This is a genomic window from Nocardioides sp. NPDC004968, from assembly GCF_040608935.1.
GTDB lineage: Bacteria > Actinomycetota > Actinomycetes > Propionibacteriales > Nocardioidaceae > Nocardioides.
Window position 1 is genome coordinate 66,476 of sequence record NZ_JBEXJF010000018.1, and the last position, 15,584, is coordinate 82,059.

Sequence of the window (15,584 nt, forward strand, 5' to 3'; positions counted from 1 at the left end):
ACGATTTTCGGAAGCGTCACAGGGCTGCAATATTCGCGGCCCCGAAGGGGCCGTGAGCAATAGCCCAGATGGGCTATTTACCCCTGGATTCGGCGGACTCGAGGTGCTGGCTGGCAGGTGGGGCAGAAGTAGGAGGAGCGGTTCATGAAGGCGGTGCGGCGCATCGGGGCACCGCACCGATCGCAGGGCTCGCCCTCACGTCCGTACGCAGCGAGCGACCGCTCGAAGTAGCCGGACTCGCCGTTCACGTTGACGTAGAGCGCGTCGAAGGAGGTGCCGCCCTGGGACAGCGCCTCGGTCATCACGTCGCGTACGTGGCCGAGCAGCTCGCGCACCTTCGGGCCGGTCAGCCGGTCCCCCGGCCGTTCGCCGTGCAGCTTGGCGCGCCACAGGGCCTCGTCGGCGTAGATGTTGCCGACGCCGCTGATGACGGTCTGGTTGAGCAGGATCCGCTTGATGCCGCTCGATGAGCGGCGTACGCGGGCCACGACCGCTTCCGCGTCGAAGGCGGCCTCGAGCGGGTCGGGGGCGATGTGGACGATCTCGGGCGGCAGCTCGGCTCCCCCGGGGCTGATCGAGAGGCCGCCGAACATGCGCTGGTCGACGAAGCGGAGCTCCCGACCCTCCGCGGCCCCGTCGAGACGGATCCGGACGCGCAGGTGCCGCTCGTCGGGCGACTCCGGCGGCTGGACGAGCATCTGGCCGCTCATGCCCAGGTGGGCCATGAGGGCGTCACCGGAGTCGAGCGGCAACCAGAGATACTTGCCGCGGCGGCGGGCGCCGACGAGCACGCGGCCCCTCAGCTCCTCGGCGAAGGCCGAGGCACCGGCGAGGTGGCGGCGTACGGGCCTGGGGTGCAGGACCTCGACGGCGATGATCCTCGCGCCGAGTACGTGACGCTCGAGGCCGGCACGTACGACCTCGACCTCGGGGAGCTCAGGCAAGGACAGTCCGTCTCAGGCGGAAGAAGAGGCGGCGGCTTGGATCTCGCCGTAGGCCGTCTCCGCGGCGGCCTGCTCGGCCTCCTTCTTGGAGCGGCCGACGCCGTTGCCGTAGAGCTGCTCGCCGACTCGGACCTTCGCGGTGAAGGTCTTCATGTGGTCGGGGCCCTCGTCGGTGATGACGTATTCGGGCACACCGAGGGCACGCTCGGCGGCGAGCTCCTGCAGGGAGGTCTTCCAGTCGAGCCCGGCGCCGAGGTCGGAGGCCGCCTCGATGAGGGGGTCGAAGAGTCGGTGGACGAGGACGGTGGAGACCTCGATGCCACCGGAGAGGTGGACCGCTCCGATCACCGCTTCCACGGTGTCGGAGACGATCGACGCCTTCTCGCGCCCACCGGTGGCCTCCTCGCCACGGCCCAGCTTGATGTGCTGGCCGAGGCCGATGGCCTGACCGACCTCGGCCAGGGCGCGGGCGTTCACAACTGCCGCCCGCAGCTTGGCCAGCTTGCCCTCGGGCAGGTCGGGGTGGATGCGATACAGGGTCTCGGTGACCACGACGCCGAGCACCGAGTCGCCCAGGAACTCCAGGCGCTCGTTGGTGGGCAGGCCACCGTTCTCGTAGGCGTAGGACCGGTGAGTGAGCGAACGCTCAAGCAGCTCGGGGTCCAGGATCGGATCCCCGAGCGCTTTGCGAAGCTCGGCGTAGTTGGTCAGGAGACTAACCGCGTGTCAGATCAGAGGACCTGGCGACGCTCGGCGCGAGCGCCGTACTGGCCGCACTCGCCGCACGCACGGTGCGGGATGTGCTTGGCGCCGCAGGCGGGGTTCGCGCACGTCACCAGGGTCGGCGCAACGGCCTTCCAGGCCGAGCGGCGGTGACGGGTGTTGCTGCGCGACATCTTCCGCTTCGGGACAGCCACTGTTTTCTCCTCTTATTCGGCCGGTCGGATCTCGACCGGCTACTGAAGCCTAGTTACTGGCGAACTCTAGTTGCTGGGCTCATCATTCAGCGAAGCCAGCCCCGCCCAGCGCGGGTCGACCTTGTCGCCGTGGTTGTGCCCGGGATCGTCCGCGAGCCGCGCCCCACACTCGGGGCACAGTCCCGGACAGTCGTCCTGGCACATCGGCTGGAACGGCAGTGCGAGCACCACCGCATCCCTGAGCACCGGCTCGAGGTCGATCAGATCGCCCTCGGTCCGGCTGGTCTCGTCGTCCTCGTCAGGGGCCTGGCCGTCACGAGAGTCGTTGTAGACGTACAGCTCCTGGATGTCGACCTCGGCTTCGTCCTCGATCGGCTCCAGGCACCGCACGCACTCGCCCTCGAGGACAGCAAAAGCCGTCCCCGTGACCAGCACACCCTCCATGACCGCCTCGAGCCGCAGGTCGAACTCGACCGGCGAACCCTCGGGGACAGAGAGGACTTCGATACCAAGATCCGCCGGCGCCGGCACCGTCAGCTCCACGTGACGCTCGGACCCCGGGCGGCGGCCGAGCTCGCGTGTATCGAGCACGAGCGGCGCTCTCGGGTCCAGGGCAGTCATGTTTCACTTCCGGATGAGGGCACGACAGATCAGATAGATCTTAACGGGACCGGGCGACGGCGACCAAAAGGACGGTCACCACACCGGCCACGCACGCGATACCGGCGATGCCCGTCGCGACCCAGGCCGCCGACTGGAAGACCGGTGCGGTGGCCAGGTCGCCGCCGGAGGGGTTCGGCGGAGCGATGTGGACGGCGAAGACCGCGAATGCCGCCGCGGCCCAGACCGCGACCGCCGGCCCCGCCAGGCGCGGCGTGGCGGCGAGCCCGAGCGCGGTGAGCAGGCTGGTGACGACGGTGAGCGGGATGAGATAGCGCCAGTACGCTCCCCCGCCACCGGCCGCGTAGTTGAGCTGGATCCCGACAGTGACCACGGTCAGGGCGAGCAGCAGCAGCGCCGTCGCCACCCGGACGGGCTCGCGTCGCGACCGGGACAAGGCGCGGAGGCTGACCACCAGGCCGAGCACGAGCGGGGCGAGGGTGAGCACGGCACCGATGGTGACGTGCTCCTGGAGAGCCGGCGGGATCAGCAGCTGGCGCCAGATGTCGGGGTCGGTGGCGACGTCGAGCACGGGGCGTACCTCCCGCTCCTGCAGGGGGCCGCCGGGCGTGCCGACGAGGTCGGTCTGCATGCCGGACCAGTTGCCGGTGGCACGGAAGTTGCGGAGGTAGAACCACGCGTTGACGGCGACGGCGAGGAGCACCGCGACACTCAGACGCAGGATGCCCGCCCAGTCGCGGCGCGGGCCGAGGAGCCAGACCAGGCCGAGGGTCGTCGCGCACAGGCCGATGAAGACGACCCCGGGGAGCCGGGTGCCGAGGGCGGCCGCGGCATACAGACCGAAGAGCACCAGCCCGCCGGTCCGGGGCCCGTGGCGGAGCAGCCAGACGGTCTGGCCGACCAGCAGGGTGGCCCACAGCACGAACAGGTTGTCGTTGAAGACGACGCCACCGAGCCTGGTCAGGGCCGGGCTGAGCGCGGTGACCAGGCCGGCCGCGATCGACACCTCGGGGCGGCTGGGGACGATCTGGCGCGTCGTCCACATCACCGCGGCCACGACCAGGCAGGTGATCACGAGGACGATGCCGCGGGCGGCCATGCCGGCGGCGAGCAGGTGGCCGGCGTCGGTGAGCGGTCCGACCACGGGCGCCAGCAGCAGGTAGAAGAGCGGTGGGTGCTGGCCGGTCCAGTCGAGGGGCAGCGTGTAGCCCCAGATCTGCGGCATCCGCATCGGGTCGCCGATGCTGATCAGGGTGCCGTGCCATAGCTGGTAGGCGTGGTCGACATGGGCCACCTCGTCCTTGGTGCCGTAGAGCGGCGAGGAGAGCGCATAGCCGGCACACACGCCGGCGCAGGTGATGAGGTTGGCGATCAGGCCGGCGGTCCAGAGCTGTGGTGCGGTGGGCCGTGCGGTGGGCACAAAGATCTCCCGAGTGGTTCGTTGGCTTGTGGGGCTGGTGAGGGGATGTCGCCGGCGCGACGGGTCAGGAAGGCGGCGACCAGGGCGACGACGACGTCGGCCAGGACGGCGATGCCGCGGGCCAGCAGCGCGACCAGCAGCGCCAGCCCGGGCGAGAGGACGCCGGAGAGGGCGACCACCAGGACCGCCTCGCGCAGCCCGGCGCCGGCCGGCAGCCCGATCGCGGCCATGCCCAGGCTGAACCCGAGCGCATAGCCGCCAACGCTGGCCAGCAACGAGGGCAGCGGGTCGCCACCCAGGCCGACCACGACCACCCAGATCTGGAGGCCGAGCAGGAGCCAGACCACGCCCTGCAGCGCCAGCGCCGTGCCGATCCCCCGCCAGGTCGGCAGCACCTCGAGCGGCTCACGACGCAGCAGCCGCAGCCCGGTGTCGGCGACCTTCGCGAAGACCGGCGGATGCAGCGCCACCAGGATCAGCGGCAGGAGCAGGACCGCCCACCAGTAGCGCGCGAACGTCTCCTGGCCCAGGAACGGCATCAGCAGCACCGACACCATCACCCCGGCGCCGACGGCGATCGCCAGCACGAGGACACCCTGGGTCAGGGACGTACGCCGCGGCACCCGCTCGGCGCGGGCGAGCTCCATCTGCCCGACGATCGTCCACACCGAGCCGGGCAGGTACTTCCCCAGCTGGCTGACGTAGAAGATCCTGGCCGCGGGCACGAGCGGCAGGGGCGAGCCGAGATCGGCCAGCACCACCCGCCACATCAGCAGCGCGACACCCTGGGCGAGCACGGTCAGCAGAAAGGCGACCCCGAGCACCCATGGCGGCAGCTCCTCGAAGCCCCGCACGAGCGCGTCCCCGTTGCGGTGGACCGCGTACGCCGCCACCAGGACGACGATCACGACCACCACCGCCTTGAGCGGCACCGCCTTCGTCCAGCCTCGGCCCACGGGTCCTCCTTGGCAGCACTTTTCGGGTGCCGACATCTCAGATGCGGGGTGTGCTGCTCGATCTCTCCTTGACCTCGACCCTAACGTTGAGGTGATGCACATCGTCGCCTTCGGCACCTACGACGTGGCCTCCCATCCGCGGGTCGCGGTACTCATCGAGGGCTTACGCGCCTGTGGCGCGGACGTCACCGAGGTCAACCGGCCGCTCGGCCTGGACACCGCGGCGAGGGTGGCGATCCTGCGACAGCCGTGGCGGCTGCCGCTGCTCGTGCTGCGCCTGCTGACCTGCTGGAACGGGCTCGTCGTCGAGTCGCTGCGTCGGCGTCGGCGCGGGCGTCCCGACGCCGTCCTGGTCGGCTATCTGGGCCACTTCGACGTGCACCTGGCCCGTCTCCTCCACCCGCGTTCGACCATCCTGCTCGACCACATGGTCTCGGCGGCCGGGGTCGCAACCAACCGACGGCTGGCCGGCTCCGGCGGGTTGAAGCTGCGCCTGATGAAGGCGATCGACGCGATGGCGCTGAAGCAGGCCGACGTGGTCATCGTGGACACGGTCGAGCAGCAGGCCGGACTGCCCGAGGACGTACGCCGGCACTCGGTCGTGTGCCCGGTCGGTGCCACCACGGAGTGGTTCGACGCGGGTGCCAGGGCGCTCGAGCGGCCGACCGAGGCGCCGCTGCAGGCGGTCTTCGTCGGCCTCTTCTCCCCCACCCACGGCGCCCCGGTGATCGCCGACGCCCTCGACATCCTCGCCGACGACGAGCGGATCGAGGTGACGATGGTGGGGCAGGGCCAGCAGTACGACGAGGCTCGGCTCCTCGCGGCGGGCAACCCGCGCGTCTCCTGGGTCGACTGGGTCGACGCCGAGGACCTGCCCGACTTCGTCGCCGGGTTCGACGTGAGCCTCGGCATCTTCGGCACCGTCCCGCAGGCACGACGGGTGGTGCCCAACAAGGCGTTCCAGGGCGCCGCCGCCGGCGCCGTGGTCGTCACCTCCGACACCGCGCCCCAGCGGCGGATGCTGGAGAGCGCGGCCATGCTCGTCTCTCCCGGAAGCCCCGAGGAGCTCGCCTCGGCCCTGACCAAGCTCGCCGACGACCCGGACGAGGCCCAGCGCCTCCGCGAGGCCGCCTACGAGCAGGCTCGCGAGCACTACACCCCGCAGTCCGTCGCCTCCCCCATCCTCGAATGTCTTACGTGAATCCACCCCGACCCAGGAACCAGATGACGCTCAACGCCACCGACCGCCCGCTGCCTCCGCTCGCACCTCGCGCCTGGCTCCGCTACGACGTCGTCAGCCGGATCATCGACCGGCTGGCGCCGACGACAGCGCTGGAGATCGGCTGCGGCCAGGGCGCCTTCGGAGCCCGCCTGGCCACTCGCGCCGACTACCTCGGGATCGAGCCGGACGCGGACTCGTTCGCGGTGGCGTACGAGCGGATCACATGCATGGGCGGCACGGTGCTCAACGCGATGTCCTCGGAGCTGGAGTTGGGGAGGACGTACGACATGGTCTGCGCCTTCGAGGTGCTCGAGCACATCGAGGACGACAAGGGGGCGCTGACCGAGTGGGTCACCCACATCCGCCCGGGCGGGCATCTGGTGCTCTCGGTGCCGGCGTTCCAGGAGCGGTTCGGGCCGATGGACCGGCACGCCGGGCACTTCCGTCGCTACAGCCCCGAGGAGCTCACCCACCGGCTGGAGGAGGCTGGTCTTGGCGAGGTCGACATCACCGTCTACGGCTGGCCGCTCGGCTACGCCCTGGAGGCGGTCCGCAACCGGATCGACGCCCGGAAGCTGGAGAAGGTGGGCGACCTCACACCCGAGGAGCTCACCCGGGCGACCGGACGTACGTTCCAGCCCAGCGGTCAGCTCAAGGGCGCCGCCATCGCCCTCGCGACCAGCCCGTTCACGGCCCTGCAGCGGCTACGGCCCGACACCGGCACCGGTCTGGTGGCCGTCGCGACCAGGCTCGACTGATCCGCCGGCCAGAAGACAACTTGACCGACCTACCGCGCGCGCTACCGGCGCCCGTTCCCGACTACTCATAGATTTCCGGCTGTGATCCCATCCGATCGGTGGCGCGCGGGCGTCGTCCTGGCGCTCCTTCTCCTCTTCGTCGCGGTGACCTTCGGTCCCGCGCTCGTGGGACAAGGCATGCTGCTGGACACCGGATGGCTGCACGCGATGATGCCGTACGCCGCCGACGGCCCGATCCCGCAAGGGACGCTGTGGTGCCGCGGCGACACCTGGGACTACTACCTGCCAGGCGTCGAGAACATCGTCGAGGGCGTACGCCACGGCAACTGGCAGACCTGGGCGCCCTACGAGGTGGGTGGCGCGCCGCTGGCCTCGCTGCCGAACCACGCGGTGCTGAGCCCGGTCTCGTGGCCCTACTGGGTGATGCCGATGTGGCTGGCGCCGGCCTGGGTGAAGCTCACCGAGCTGGTCCTGGTGCTGGCCGGGATGGTGCTGTTCCTCGGCCGGCTCGGGGTGCGGCGCAGCATCGCGCTGGTCGCCGGCCTGGTCTTCTTCACCTCCGGGTTCATGATGATGTGGACCAACTGGCCGCACACCAAGGTCGCCTGCCTGGTCCCGCTGCTGCTGTGGGCGCTGGACCGTGCGGTGCGGGAGCGCGGCGCGCGCGACCTGGCCGCGGTCGGCCTGGTCGTCGCCGCGATGCTGCTCGGTGGGTTCCCGGCGGTGACGATGTTCGCGCTGACCCTGGGCGGGATCTACGTGGTCGTCCGGGCGCTGGCGCTGCGGGACGTGCGGCGCACGCTGATCGCGGGCGGCGTCGCCGCCGGCGGAGTCGGGCTCGGGGTCGCGCTCTCCGCGGTCCAGGTGCTCCCCTTCGCGCTCAACATGAGCGCTCTCGGGCTCGACGGGCGGGTCCCCAATCAGGTCAAGCCCGCCAGTCTCGTGCTGACGACCGTCGCCCCTGACGTCTACGGCACCTGCGTCGATGGGCTCTGGGCCGGCGAGGACAACCCGATCGAGTCGATCTCCTTCGTCGGCGTCGCGGCGCTGATCCTGGTGCTGTGCGCCCTGATCGTCAGGCTCCCCGGCAGTCGCCGCCCCTCGACGCCCGCACTGCTCTCGGTCGTGCTGGCCGCGGTCGCCTGGCTGCTGTGGATCGGCGGGCTGCCGCTCGAGCTGCTCCAGAAGCTGCCCGGCTACAGCTCCAACAGCTTCGGGCGGGCGAACTCGATCTTCGGGTTCCTGTGCGCGGTGCTGGCCGGGATCGGGCTGGAGCGTCTCCTCCAGCGGGCCGAGGTGTCGCGGTCTGCTGATGAGGCTGATGAGGAGGGGCGGTCCTGGCGTCCGCGTCTGGTGGTGTCGCTGGTCCTGCTGCTGGCGGCTGCGGGGGTGGCTGCGTACTTCCTGTATGCGGCGTACGTCTACATCGACGGCGCCCCTCGTCCGATCCCCGACATCGCCGCGAAGCTGCGGGTGCCGGCGCTGCTGGGAGTGGTCTCGGTCCTCGCGGTGGCGGCGACGCTGCTGCTGCGTGGCCGGCTGCGACTGCTGGGGCCGCTGGTGCTCGTGCTGGCGGTGCTCGCGCAGAGCACGATGTTCGCGCGCGAGGTGCTGCCGCTGACCGACCGTGCCGAGTTCTACCCGATCACGCCGGCCCACGAGTTCCTGAAGAAGAACCTGGGAGAGGAGCGCTACGGCGCCTCGGCGTGGGAGCACACGGGCGTCGCTGACCACTACCGGCTGCGTACGCCGACCGGCCATGAGTTCACCTCGGCGGAGTGGAAGTCGCTGATCGCCGCGGTCAGCCCGGACGCCCAGCTGTCCCCGACCTACAGCGACTTCCCCGCCAACGTGCCCACGCCGGGGCGCCAGCCGGTGCTCGACCAGCTCTCGGTCCGCTACTGGGTGACCCAGCCGATGGAGGTCATCGGGGCATCCGAGCCGACGCCGGTGCCGGTCGCGCAGCGGCGGCCGCTGATGGTGATGCCCGGCCAACAGGCGACGTGCCAGGTCCCGCAGGGCGACCTGCGCGGGATCGAGGTCACCGTGCCCGACGGCCTGAAGCCGCGGGCGCAGACACCGACGGTCGTCCGGGTGAGCGTCGGAGCCGGCGCCGAGAAGGTCACCTCGGAGCGGGCCATCGCCGTGAACCGGCCGCTCAAGCGCGGGGAGAAGCTGCGCGTCGCCGTGCCCGACCACCGCTTCGCGTCCGGTCCGGTGCCGGTCACCATCTCGTTCTCGGGGAAGAAGAAGCCTGTCCACCTGGCCGGCCGTACCGACGGTTCCGCGGTCTGCGCCGCGGTCCGGCCGGAGAAGGGCGACGGGCTGCGGGTGGTGCACGCCTCGGCCGGCGCGGTCGTCTACGAGCGCGCGAGCGCGCTGCCGCGGATCCGCTGGGCCGGCACCAGCGAGGTCGTCACCGACGGGCCCACGCGAGTGCGGCGCCTGACCGAGGGCGTCGCGCCCGGCACGGTGCTCCTCGACGACGACTCGACCCCGGCCGCGTCCGGCTCGACCGCCCAGGTCGACGTACGCCGCGACGAGGCCGAGACGATCTCGACCGAGGTCACCGCCGACGGAGCCGGCTACCTCGTCGTCGCCGACTCGATCGCCCGCCCGGGCTGGTCGGCGACGGTCGACGGCCGCCCGGTGGACCTGGTCGCCGGCAACCACGCCTTCGCCGCGGTGCCGGTCCCCGACGGCGCACACACCGTCACCCTCCGTTATGACGCGCCCGGTCTGCGGGCCGGGGCGGTGATCTCCGCAGTCGGCGTACTTGTCCTTCTTGGCCTCCTGTTCGTCCCGACCGTGTTCCGCAGATGGCGGCGAAGCAGGAACGACTCCTCGGCCCCGAAGGATGCCGACGTCTAGAACACGTTCCACCCAGCGACACCGCAGGCGTGACACCGGTCCGTCCACGTACCAAGGTCTCGCTCATGGCTGTACAGATCGCCGACCTGTTCGAGCACGTTGTCGACGTCGTCCCGGAGCGACCGGCGCTGATCGCCGGCGAGGTGCGCTACACGTACGCCGAGCTGGACGCGGAGGCCAATCGCTTCGCTCACCACCTGCTCGGTGCCGGGATCGAGCCGGGCGAGCATGTCGGGCTGATGGCCCGCAACGTGGCCGAGCACGTGGTCGCGATGCTGGGGTGCTTCAAGGCGCGGGTGGTGCCGATCAACATCAACTACCGCTACCTCGAGGCGGAGCTCGACTATCTCTTCGAGAACTCCGGGATCGTCGGCCTCGTCCACGAGGACCGCTACGCACCGGTGCTGGCCGGGGTCGTGTCGCGGCACGAGCACCTTCGGCATGTGGTGTCGATCCGCGACGGCAGTGGCGAGAGCACTGCCTATCAGTCCATCGACTGGCGCACGGCTCTCGATCGCGAGCCCACGACGAGGGGGTTCGGCGAGCGCAGCGCCGATGACGCCTTCATCATCTACACCGGCGGGACGACGGGTTACCCCAAAGGCGTGGTGTGGCGGCAGGAGGATGCCTGGAGGGCTCTGGGCGGCGGCATCGACTTCGCGACGCGGAAGCCGATCGAGGAGCTCGCGCCGTCTCAGGCCGCGGCCGAGGATCCATCGCCGCTGGTCACTCTCCAGCTCGGGCCGGTCATGCACTCCAGCGGGCAGTGGGCGATGCTGATGCGGTTCATCACCGGCCACACCAGCGTAATTCTTCCCAAGTTCGACCCAGCGACGATCTGGCGGACCGTCGAGGCCGAGGGGATCAGCACGATCTCGCTGGTCGGGGACGCGATGGCACGACCGCTGATCGAGGAGTTCGAGCGCGGCTCCTACGACGCCAGCACGCTGACCACCGTGACCAGCGCGGCCGCACTCTTCTCCGCCGAGGTCAAGGAGCGCTGGATCAAGACCTTCCCGGACGCCGTGGTGCTCGACGTCATCGGCTCCTCCGAGACCGGGATGACCGGCAACGGACGGATCGAGCAGGCGACGCTCGCGGACAAGGGCTCCCTTGTGCACCTCGGCCCCGGAACCGCCGTGATCGACGAGCAGCACCGGATCATCGATCCCACCGAGGTAGGCGCGATCGGGCTGATGGCACGCTCGGGCGCCATCCCGATCGGCTACCTGGGCGATCCGGAGAAGACTGCGCGTACGTTCATCGAGATCGACGGCACCCGGTACGCCGTGCCCGGCGACTATGTCCAGATCGAGGAGGGCCATCGGCTGACCCTGCTCGGACGCGGGTCGGGCTGTATCAACACCGGCGGCGAGAAGGTCTATCCCGAGGAGGTCGAGGTCGCCCTCAAGTCGCACCCGGGAGTCTTCGACGCGCTCGTCTTCGCGCTCCCCGACCCGACCTACGGTCAGCAGGTCGCAGCCCTCATCGAGCCCCGGCCAGGTGTCGCACTCGACGTCGAGGACGTCCGCGCGCACCTGCGCACGCGGCTCTCGGGCTACAAGGTCCCGCGCACCGTGCACGTCGTCGAGAAGGTGCCACGACACGTGACCGGCAAGGCCGACTATCGCCGTGCCCGGGAGATCTCCGACGCTCTCTGCGCCGAGAAGGCGAGCTGACCATGTCGTACGTCACGGTCGACCGCCCCGCCGACGGCGTCGCCGTCCTCACCCTGGACCGAGTCGGCCGGGCGGCCACCGCACACCGAGGGGCTCGCCCGACCGGGCTATGCGTTGCGGTCGCTGGATCTCCTGGAGGACGTGATCGGAACGATCCGCCGCCTGCACCAACCGGTCATCGCAGCGGTCAACGGTGCGGCCATCGGTGGCGGGCTCTGCCTGACTCTCGCCTGCGACGTCCGGATCGCCTCCACCGCGGCGTACTTCCGTGCAGCCGGTTCGATGGAGAGCTACATGCCGATCGAGGGCATCGGCCAGCTCTACCTTCGCCTGCTCACCGACAACTTCGAGGAAGCCACGCGCGCCCGCAAGGAGGGGCGGCCGGCACGCTTCCGCGACGACCTACCCCGACCTCAGGCCCGTCCCTAGCCCACCGAGCCGCTCGGCCCACAGGCAAAGGAACGGACACGGCGTAGACCGGTGTTGAACACCAGGTTGCCTTAGCACATACGCCGGATGACACCCGCGAGGGGGCGTGGGGCCGCGGAATCCACGCGGTAATGTGGCAGCTCAGAAGCCCCTCATCTGCCCCGAATCCCGTGTTCGGTCCCACTACTTGCCCTGAGGTCCCTGTGAAGCTTGTCGTTCAAGTCCCCTGCCTCAATGAGGAGGAGACACTCCCGTCCGTGCTCGAGTCGATTCCGAAGCAGATCCCCGGAATCGACGAGATCGTGATCCTGATCGTCGACGACGGGTGCACCGACCGGACGGTCGAGGTGGCCAAGGAGCACGGCGTGCGCGAGTTCGTGCACCACTCCCGCAACCAGGGGCTGGGCCGTTCCTTCCACGACGGGGTGGTTCGCGCGCTCGAGCTGGGCGCCGACATCGTGGTCAACACCGACGGCGACAACCAATACCCGCAGGACCGCATCACCGACCTGGTCCAGCCGATCATCAACGGCCAGGCCGACATCGTCATCGGCGACCGGCAGGTCGACCGGATCGAGCACTTCTCCGGGCTGAAGAAGAAGCTGCAGAAGGTCGGCTCCAAGGTGGTCAACATGGCCGCCGAGACCGACCTGCCCGACGCGGCCAGCGGCTTCCGCGCCTACTCGCGCGAGTCGCTGATGCTGCTCAACACCGTGACCCGCTTCTCCTACTGCATGGAGACGATCATCCAGGCGGGCAACAAGCGGATGAAGATCGCCTCGGTGCCGATCGAGACCAACGCCAAGACGCGTGAGTCGCGGCTGTTCAAGTCGATGCCGGAGCACATCGCGAAGTCGGGCGCGGCGATCGTGCGCTCCTACATGATGTACAAGCCGTACGCCATCTTCGTCTGGCTCACCGCCTTCTTCTTCGTCCTCGGGGCGATCCCGTTCCTCCGCTACCTCGTGCTGTGGATCAGCGGCGACAACGGAAACCACATCCAGTCGCTGCTGCTCGGCGGCGTGCTGATCAACCTGGCCTTCATGTCCGCGATGCTCGGCGTGATCTCCGACCTGATCCGCACCAACCGGGTGCTCATCGAGGACGACCTGGAGCACACCAAGAAGGCTCGCTTCGGCAAGTCCGGCACCGAGATGCTTCGCGACCAGACCTCGGTCGCCGAGTTCGACCTGCCGCACACGCCGCGCACCAGCAAGTCATCTGCCCAGTCCGGCGAGACGTGGACGACCAGCCTGTGACGACAACCCACTCCGGCCCGGTCTCCGCCACGGGGGCCGGGTCGTCGGCTACGCCCGGCCCGACGAAACCCAGCCTTGGGAAGCGGCTGCTCAAGATCGCGCTCGCCCTCGTCGTCGTGCTCGGCGGCGCCTACCTGGTCTGGCGCCAGCGTGCCGACCTGGCCACCGCCGTCCAGGAGCTGAGCCTCGGCCGCGTCGCGATCGCCGGGGTCCTGGCGATCGTCGGCACCATGCTGATCGGCCAGACCTGGGTCGCCCTCCTGCACGGCATGGGCATCCGGCCGTCGCTGCGCGACTCCCACTCGGTCTTCTACGTCTCCCAGCTGGGCAAATACCTGCCCGGCTCGGTGTGGCCGGTCGTCGCGCAGATGCAGTTCGGGCTGCGCTGGGGCGTCGCGCGCCGGACGATGCTCGGCGCCAACATCCTCTTCATGGGTGTAGTCGTCGCCAGCGGCATCAGCGTCGGCGCGCTTCTGCTTCCCTGGTCGTCGCCGGAGGGCCTCGACCGCTACTGGTGGCTGCTGCTTCTGCTGGTGCCGCTGGCCGTCTGCCTGCACCCGCGCGTCGTCCCGGGCGTGCTCGACTGGCTCTTCGCCCGGCTCGGCCGGGAACCCCTCAACGTACGCCTCACCGCGCGGGGCCTCTTCACCGCGATCGGCTGGGCGGTGCTCGCCTGGGTCGCCTTCGGCCTCCACCTGGCCGTGATGATGCAGTCGTACGCCTCGATCGGCCTCCTCGAGGTCGCGGCCGCGACAGGCGGGATGGCCCTGGCGTGGGCAGCGGGGATCGCGTTCATCCCCGCCCCGGCCGGCGCCGGGATCCGTGAGGGGCTGCTCGCCCTCACCCTCGGCCCGATCATCGGCGTCCCCGAGGCGCTCACCGTCGCGCTCGCCTCGCGGGTCCTCCTGCTCCTTGCTGATGTACTGCTGGCTGCGCTGGGAGCGGTTGTCGGGCGGCGTACGTCCTGACCGGCCGGGCCGCGAGGCAGACGGCGACCAGACCACAGACAACGCCTGCGGCGACCACGAGCTCGGCCCCTCGCGACTCGGAGTTCGGCAGCCGGCCGGCGTAGGTGGCCGAGCTGACGAACCAGTCGAAGATCAGCAGCGCGTACGCACCCAGCGCGAGGGTCATCGCGGCCGCCGCGAGCTGCGCCCGCGACTCACGGGAGCCGAGCGGGATCAGGTCGACGAGCGCCATGACGCCGACGGCGAGCGCCGTGGCCAGCAGGGGCATCAGCGGCATCAGATAGCGGTCGTTCGGGTTCCCGCCACCCGCGACGAACCCGACCAGGTTCGCCAGGATGACGGCTGCGTGGACCGTGAGCAGCAGCCACCCGGCGCGAGAGGTGGGCAGGTGCGTCGGCCCGGTGGCTCTGCGTCGGACGAGCAGCACGAGAAGGCCGATCACCGCGACGACGGCCAGCACGTCGGCCGCCGCCGCGTACCCCTCGGCCAGCACCGGCGCCCACAGGCGCTCGTACCAGTCCTTCCAGAGCGAGCCGTCCGTCAGGATCTGCCACCAGGTCCCGTTCGGCTCCCGGTCGAACTTGTCCAGCAGCGCATCGGTGGCGGTCGGGTCGCCGTAGAGGACGATGTTGCGGACGTAGAACCATCCGGTGGCGAGCGCCGGAACGCCGGTGGCCACAGCCGAAGCCGCCAGAGCGCGGATCACGCCGCGGCGCGAGTGGTCCCTCAGCAGCAGAGCCACCGCGATCGCCGCCCCGCACAGGACGACGGTCAGGACCCCCGGCGCCTTCGCCCCTGCCGCGGCCGCCCCGGCCAGCGCGACCAGTGCCAGGCGCCCCGGCGACAGGCCCCGGTTCAGGATCCGGATCGTGGCCAGCAGGGTCAGCGACGACGCTGCCACCGCGACCCCGTCGTTGGCGATGTGCCCTCCGGCGCTCACCAGCACGGCACACGAGGCGCTGATCCCCGTGGCCAGGAACGCGACCGTCTCCCGCCGGGTCACCTCGAAGGCGATCAGGCCCACCAGCAGTACGCACAGGGCGGAGCCGACCGCATTGATGAGCCGCATCCCGACGACCATCACCTGAGGTGCGTCCAGCGCCCCGGCCGCGGCCACGAACGGCAGCGACATCAGGTAGTAGAGCGGAGGGTGGTTGGCGGTCCAGATGTGCCGGTGCGGCTCGTCCACCATGGTTGCCAACCCCTCGACGACCTGCGGATATCGGCGGGCATCCGTCGTCACGGGCGTGTCGATGGTCGGCAGCCGCCCCGAGGCCAGCTCCACCGCGTAGCCGGCGTTCGGCCCCTCGTCGCGGGTCTGGTACTGCAAGGCCCGGGTCAGCGCGACGTAGCTGCTCAGGCTCAGCGCGAAGAACGCCATCAGCACCATCGCCGCCAGCAGCCGCTTCTGGAGTCGTACCTCGGCGCGGTCCTCACCGGGAGAGCGGAACATTCACGACCTTCGGATGAGCTTGCGGGCGATGGCGAGCCTATGTCAGGTTCTCCCGTGCTCTCGTGCTCTGGCCGCGTGTCCTTTGAG

Annotated in this window: 14 protein-coding genes; 7 read left to right on the top strand and 7 right to left on the bottom strand. The window is 70.3% G+C overall.

Annotated features, from left to right (window positions below):
• Positions 1-77 precede the first annotated feature (77 nt).
• The 6 genes from mutM to ABZU72_RS17550 all read right to left on the bottom strand — a co-directional run bounded on the left by mutM (position 78) and on the right by ABZU72_RS17550 (position 4,858).
• A complete protein-coding gene (gene mutM / locus ABZU72_RS17525; RefSeq protein WP_355020109.1) occupies positions 78-944 on the bottom strand; it encodes a bifunctional DNA-formamidopyrimidine glycosylase/DNA-(apurinic or apyrimidinic site) lyase in 867 nt (288 codons plus the stop codon).
• A gap of 12 nt (positions 945-956) precedes the next feature.
• Positions 957-1,655: a ribonuclease III gene (gene rnc, locus ABZU72_RS17530; RefSeq protein ID WP_355020137.1), complete on the bottom strand. Its 699-nt coding sequence runs from the start codon at positions 1,653-1,655 to the stop codon at positions 957-959.
• Between the two features lie 20 nt (positions 1,656-1,675).
• Positions 1,676-1,861: a 50S ribosomal protein L32 gene (rpmF, locus tag ABZU72_RS17535; RefSeq protein ID WP_008358292.1), complete on the bottom strand. Its 186-nt coding sequence runs from the start codon at positions 1,859-1,861 to the stop codon at positions 1,676-1,678.
• 66 nt (positions 1,862-1,927) lie between these two features.
• Positions 1,928-2,482, bottom strand: a complete 555-nt coding sequence (locus tag ABZU72_RS17540; RefSeq protein ID WP_355020110.1) for a YceD family protein — start codon at positions 2,480-2,482, stop codon at positions 1,928-1,930.
• 40 nt (positions 2,483-2,522) lie between these two features.
• Positions 2,523-3,902 carry a hypothetical protein gene (locus ABZU72_RS17545; protein ID WP_355020111.1) on the bottom strand — a complete coding sequence of 460 codons (1,380 nt, stop codon included), beginning with the start codon at positions 3,900-3,902 and terminating at the stop codon, positions 2,523-2,525.
• Positions 3,854-4,858, bottom strand: a complete 1,005-nt coding sequence (locus ABZU72_RS17550; protein ID WP_355020112.1) for a lysylphosphatidylglycerol synthase transmembrane domain-containing protein — start codon at positions 4,856-4,858, stop codon at positions 3,854-3,856. Before ABZU72_RS17550 ends, ABZU72_RS17545 begins: the two co-directional genes overlap by 49 nt.
• Positions 4,859-4,952: 94 nt before the next feature.
• Here ABZU72_RS17550 and ABZU72_RS17555 point away from each other — a divergent pair, with 94 nt between their 5' ends.
• The 7 genes from ABZU72_RS17555 to ABZU72_RS17585 all read left to right on the top strand — a co-directional run bounded on the left by ABZU72_RS17555 (position 4,953) and on the right by ABZU72_RS17585 (position 14,044).
• Positions 4,953-6,059: a glycosyltransferase gene (locus ABZU72_RS17555; RefSeq protein ID WP_355020113.1), complete on the top strand. Its 1,107-nt coding sequence runs from the start codon at positions 4,953-4,955 to the stop codon at positions 6,057-6,059.
• A 23-nt stretch (positions 6,060-6,082) separates the two neighbouring features.
• Positions 6,083-6,838, top strand: coding sequence for a class I SAM-dependent methyltransferase (locus ABZU72_RS17560; RefSeq protein WP_355020114.1), 756 nt, complete (start codon positions 6,083-6,085; stop codon positions 6,836-6,838).
• Between the two features lie 81 nt (positions 6,839-6,919).
• Positions 6,920-9,709, top strand: coding sequence for a YfhO family protein (locus ABZU72_RS17565; protein WP_355020115.1), 2,790 nt, complete (start codon positions 6,920-6,922; stop codon positions 9,707-9,709).
• A gap of 65 nt (positions 9,710-9,774) precedes the next feature.
• Positions 9,775-11,388, top strand: coding sequence for an acyl-CoA synthetase (locus ABZU72_RS17570; RefSeq protein WP_355020116.1), 1,614 nt, complete (start codon positions 9,775-9,777; stop codon positions 11,386-11,388).
• 141 nt (positions 11,389-11,529) lie between these two features.
• The gene (locus ABZU72_RS17575) at positions 11,530-11,817 is read left to right on the top strand and encodes an enoyl-CoA hydratase-related protein (protein WP_355020117.1); all 288 of its coding nucleotides are present in this window, start codon (positions 11,530-11,532) and stop codon (positions 11,815-11,817) included.
• 203 nt (positions 11,818-12,020) lie between these two features.
• A complete protein-coding gene (locus ABZU72_RS17580; RefSeq protein WP_355020118.1) occupies positions 12,021-13,076 on the top strand; it encodes a glycosyltransferase family 2 protein in 1,056 nt (351 codons plus the stop codon).
• Positions 13,073-14,044 (top strand): lysylphosphatidylglycerol synthase domain-containing protein, encoded by a 972-nt coding sequence (locus ABZU72_RS17585; RefSeq protein WP_355020119.1) that lies wholly within the window; start codon positions 13,073-13,075, stop codon positions 14,042-14,044. Before ABZU72_RS17580 ends, ABZU72_RS17585 begins: the two co-directional genes overlap by 4 nt.
• Here the strand turns inward: ABZU72_RS17585 and ABZU72_RS17590 are convergent.
• A complete protein-coding gene (locus ABZU72_RS17590; RefSeq protein WP_355020120.1) occupies positions 13,953-15,497 on the bottom strand; it encodes a phospholipid carrier-dependent glycosyltransferase in 1,545 nt (514 codons plus the stop codon). The two genes, ABZU72_RS17585 and ABZU72_RS17590, sit on opposite strands and share 92 nt — an antisense overlap.
• Positions 15,498-15,584: the final 87 nt, after the last annotated feature.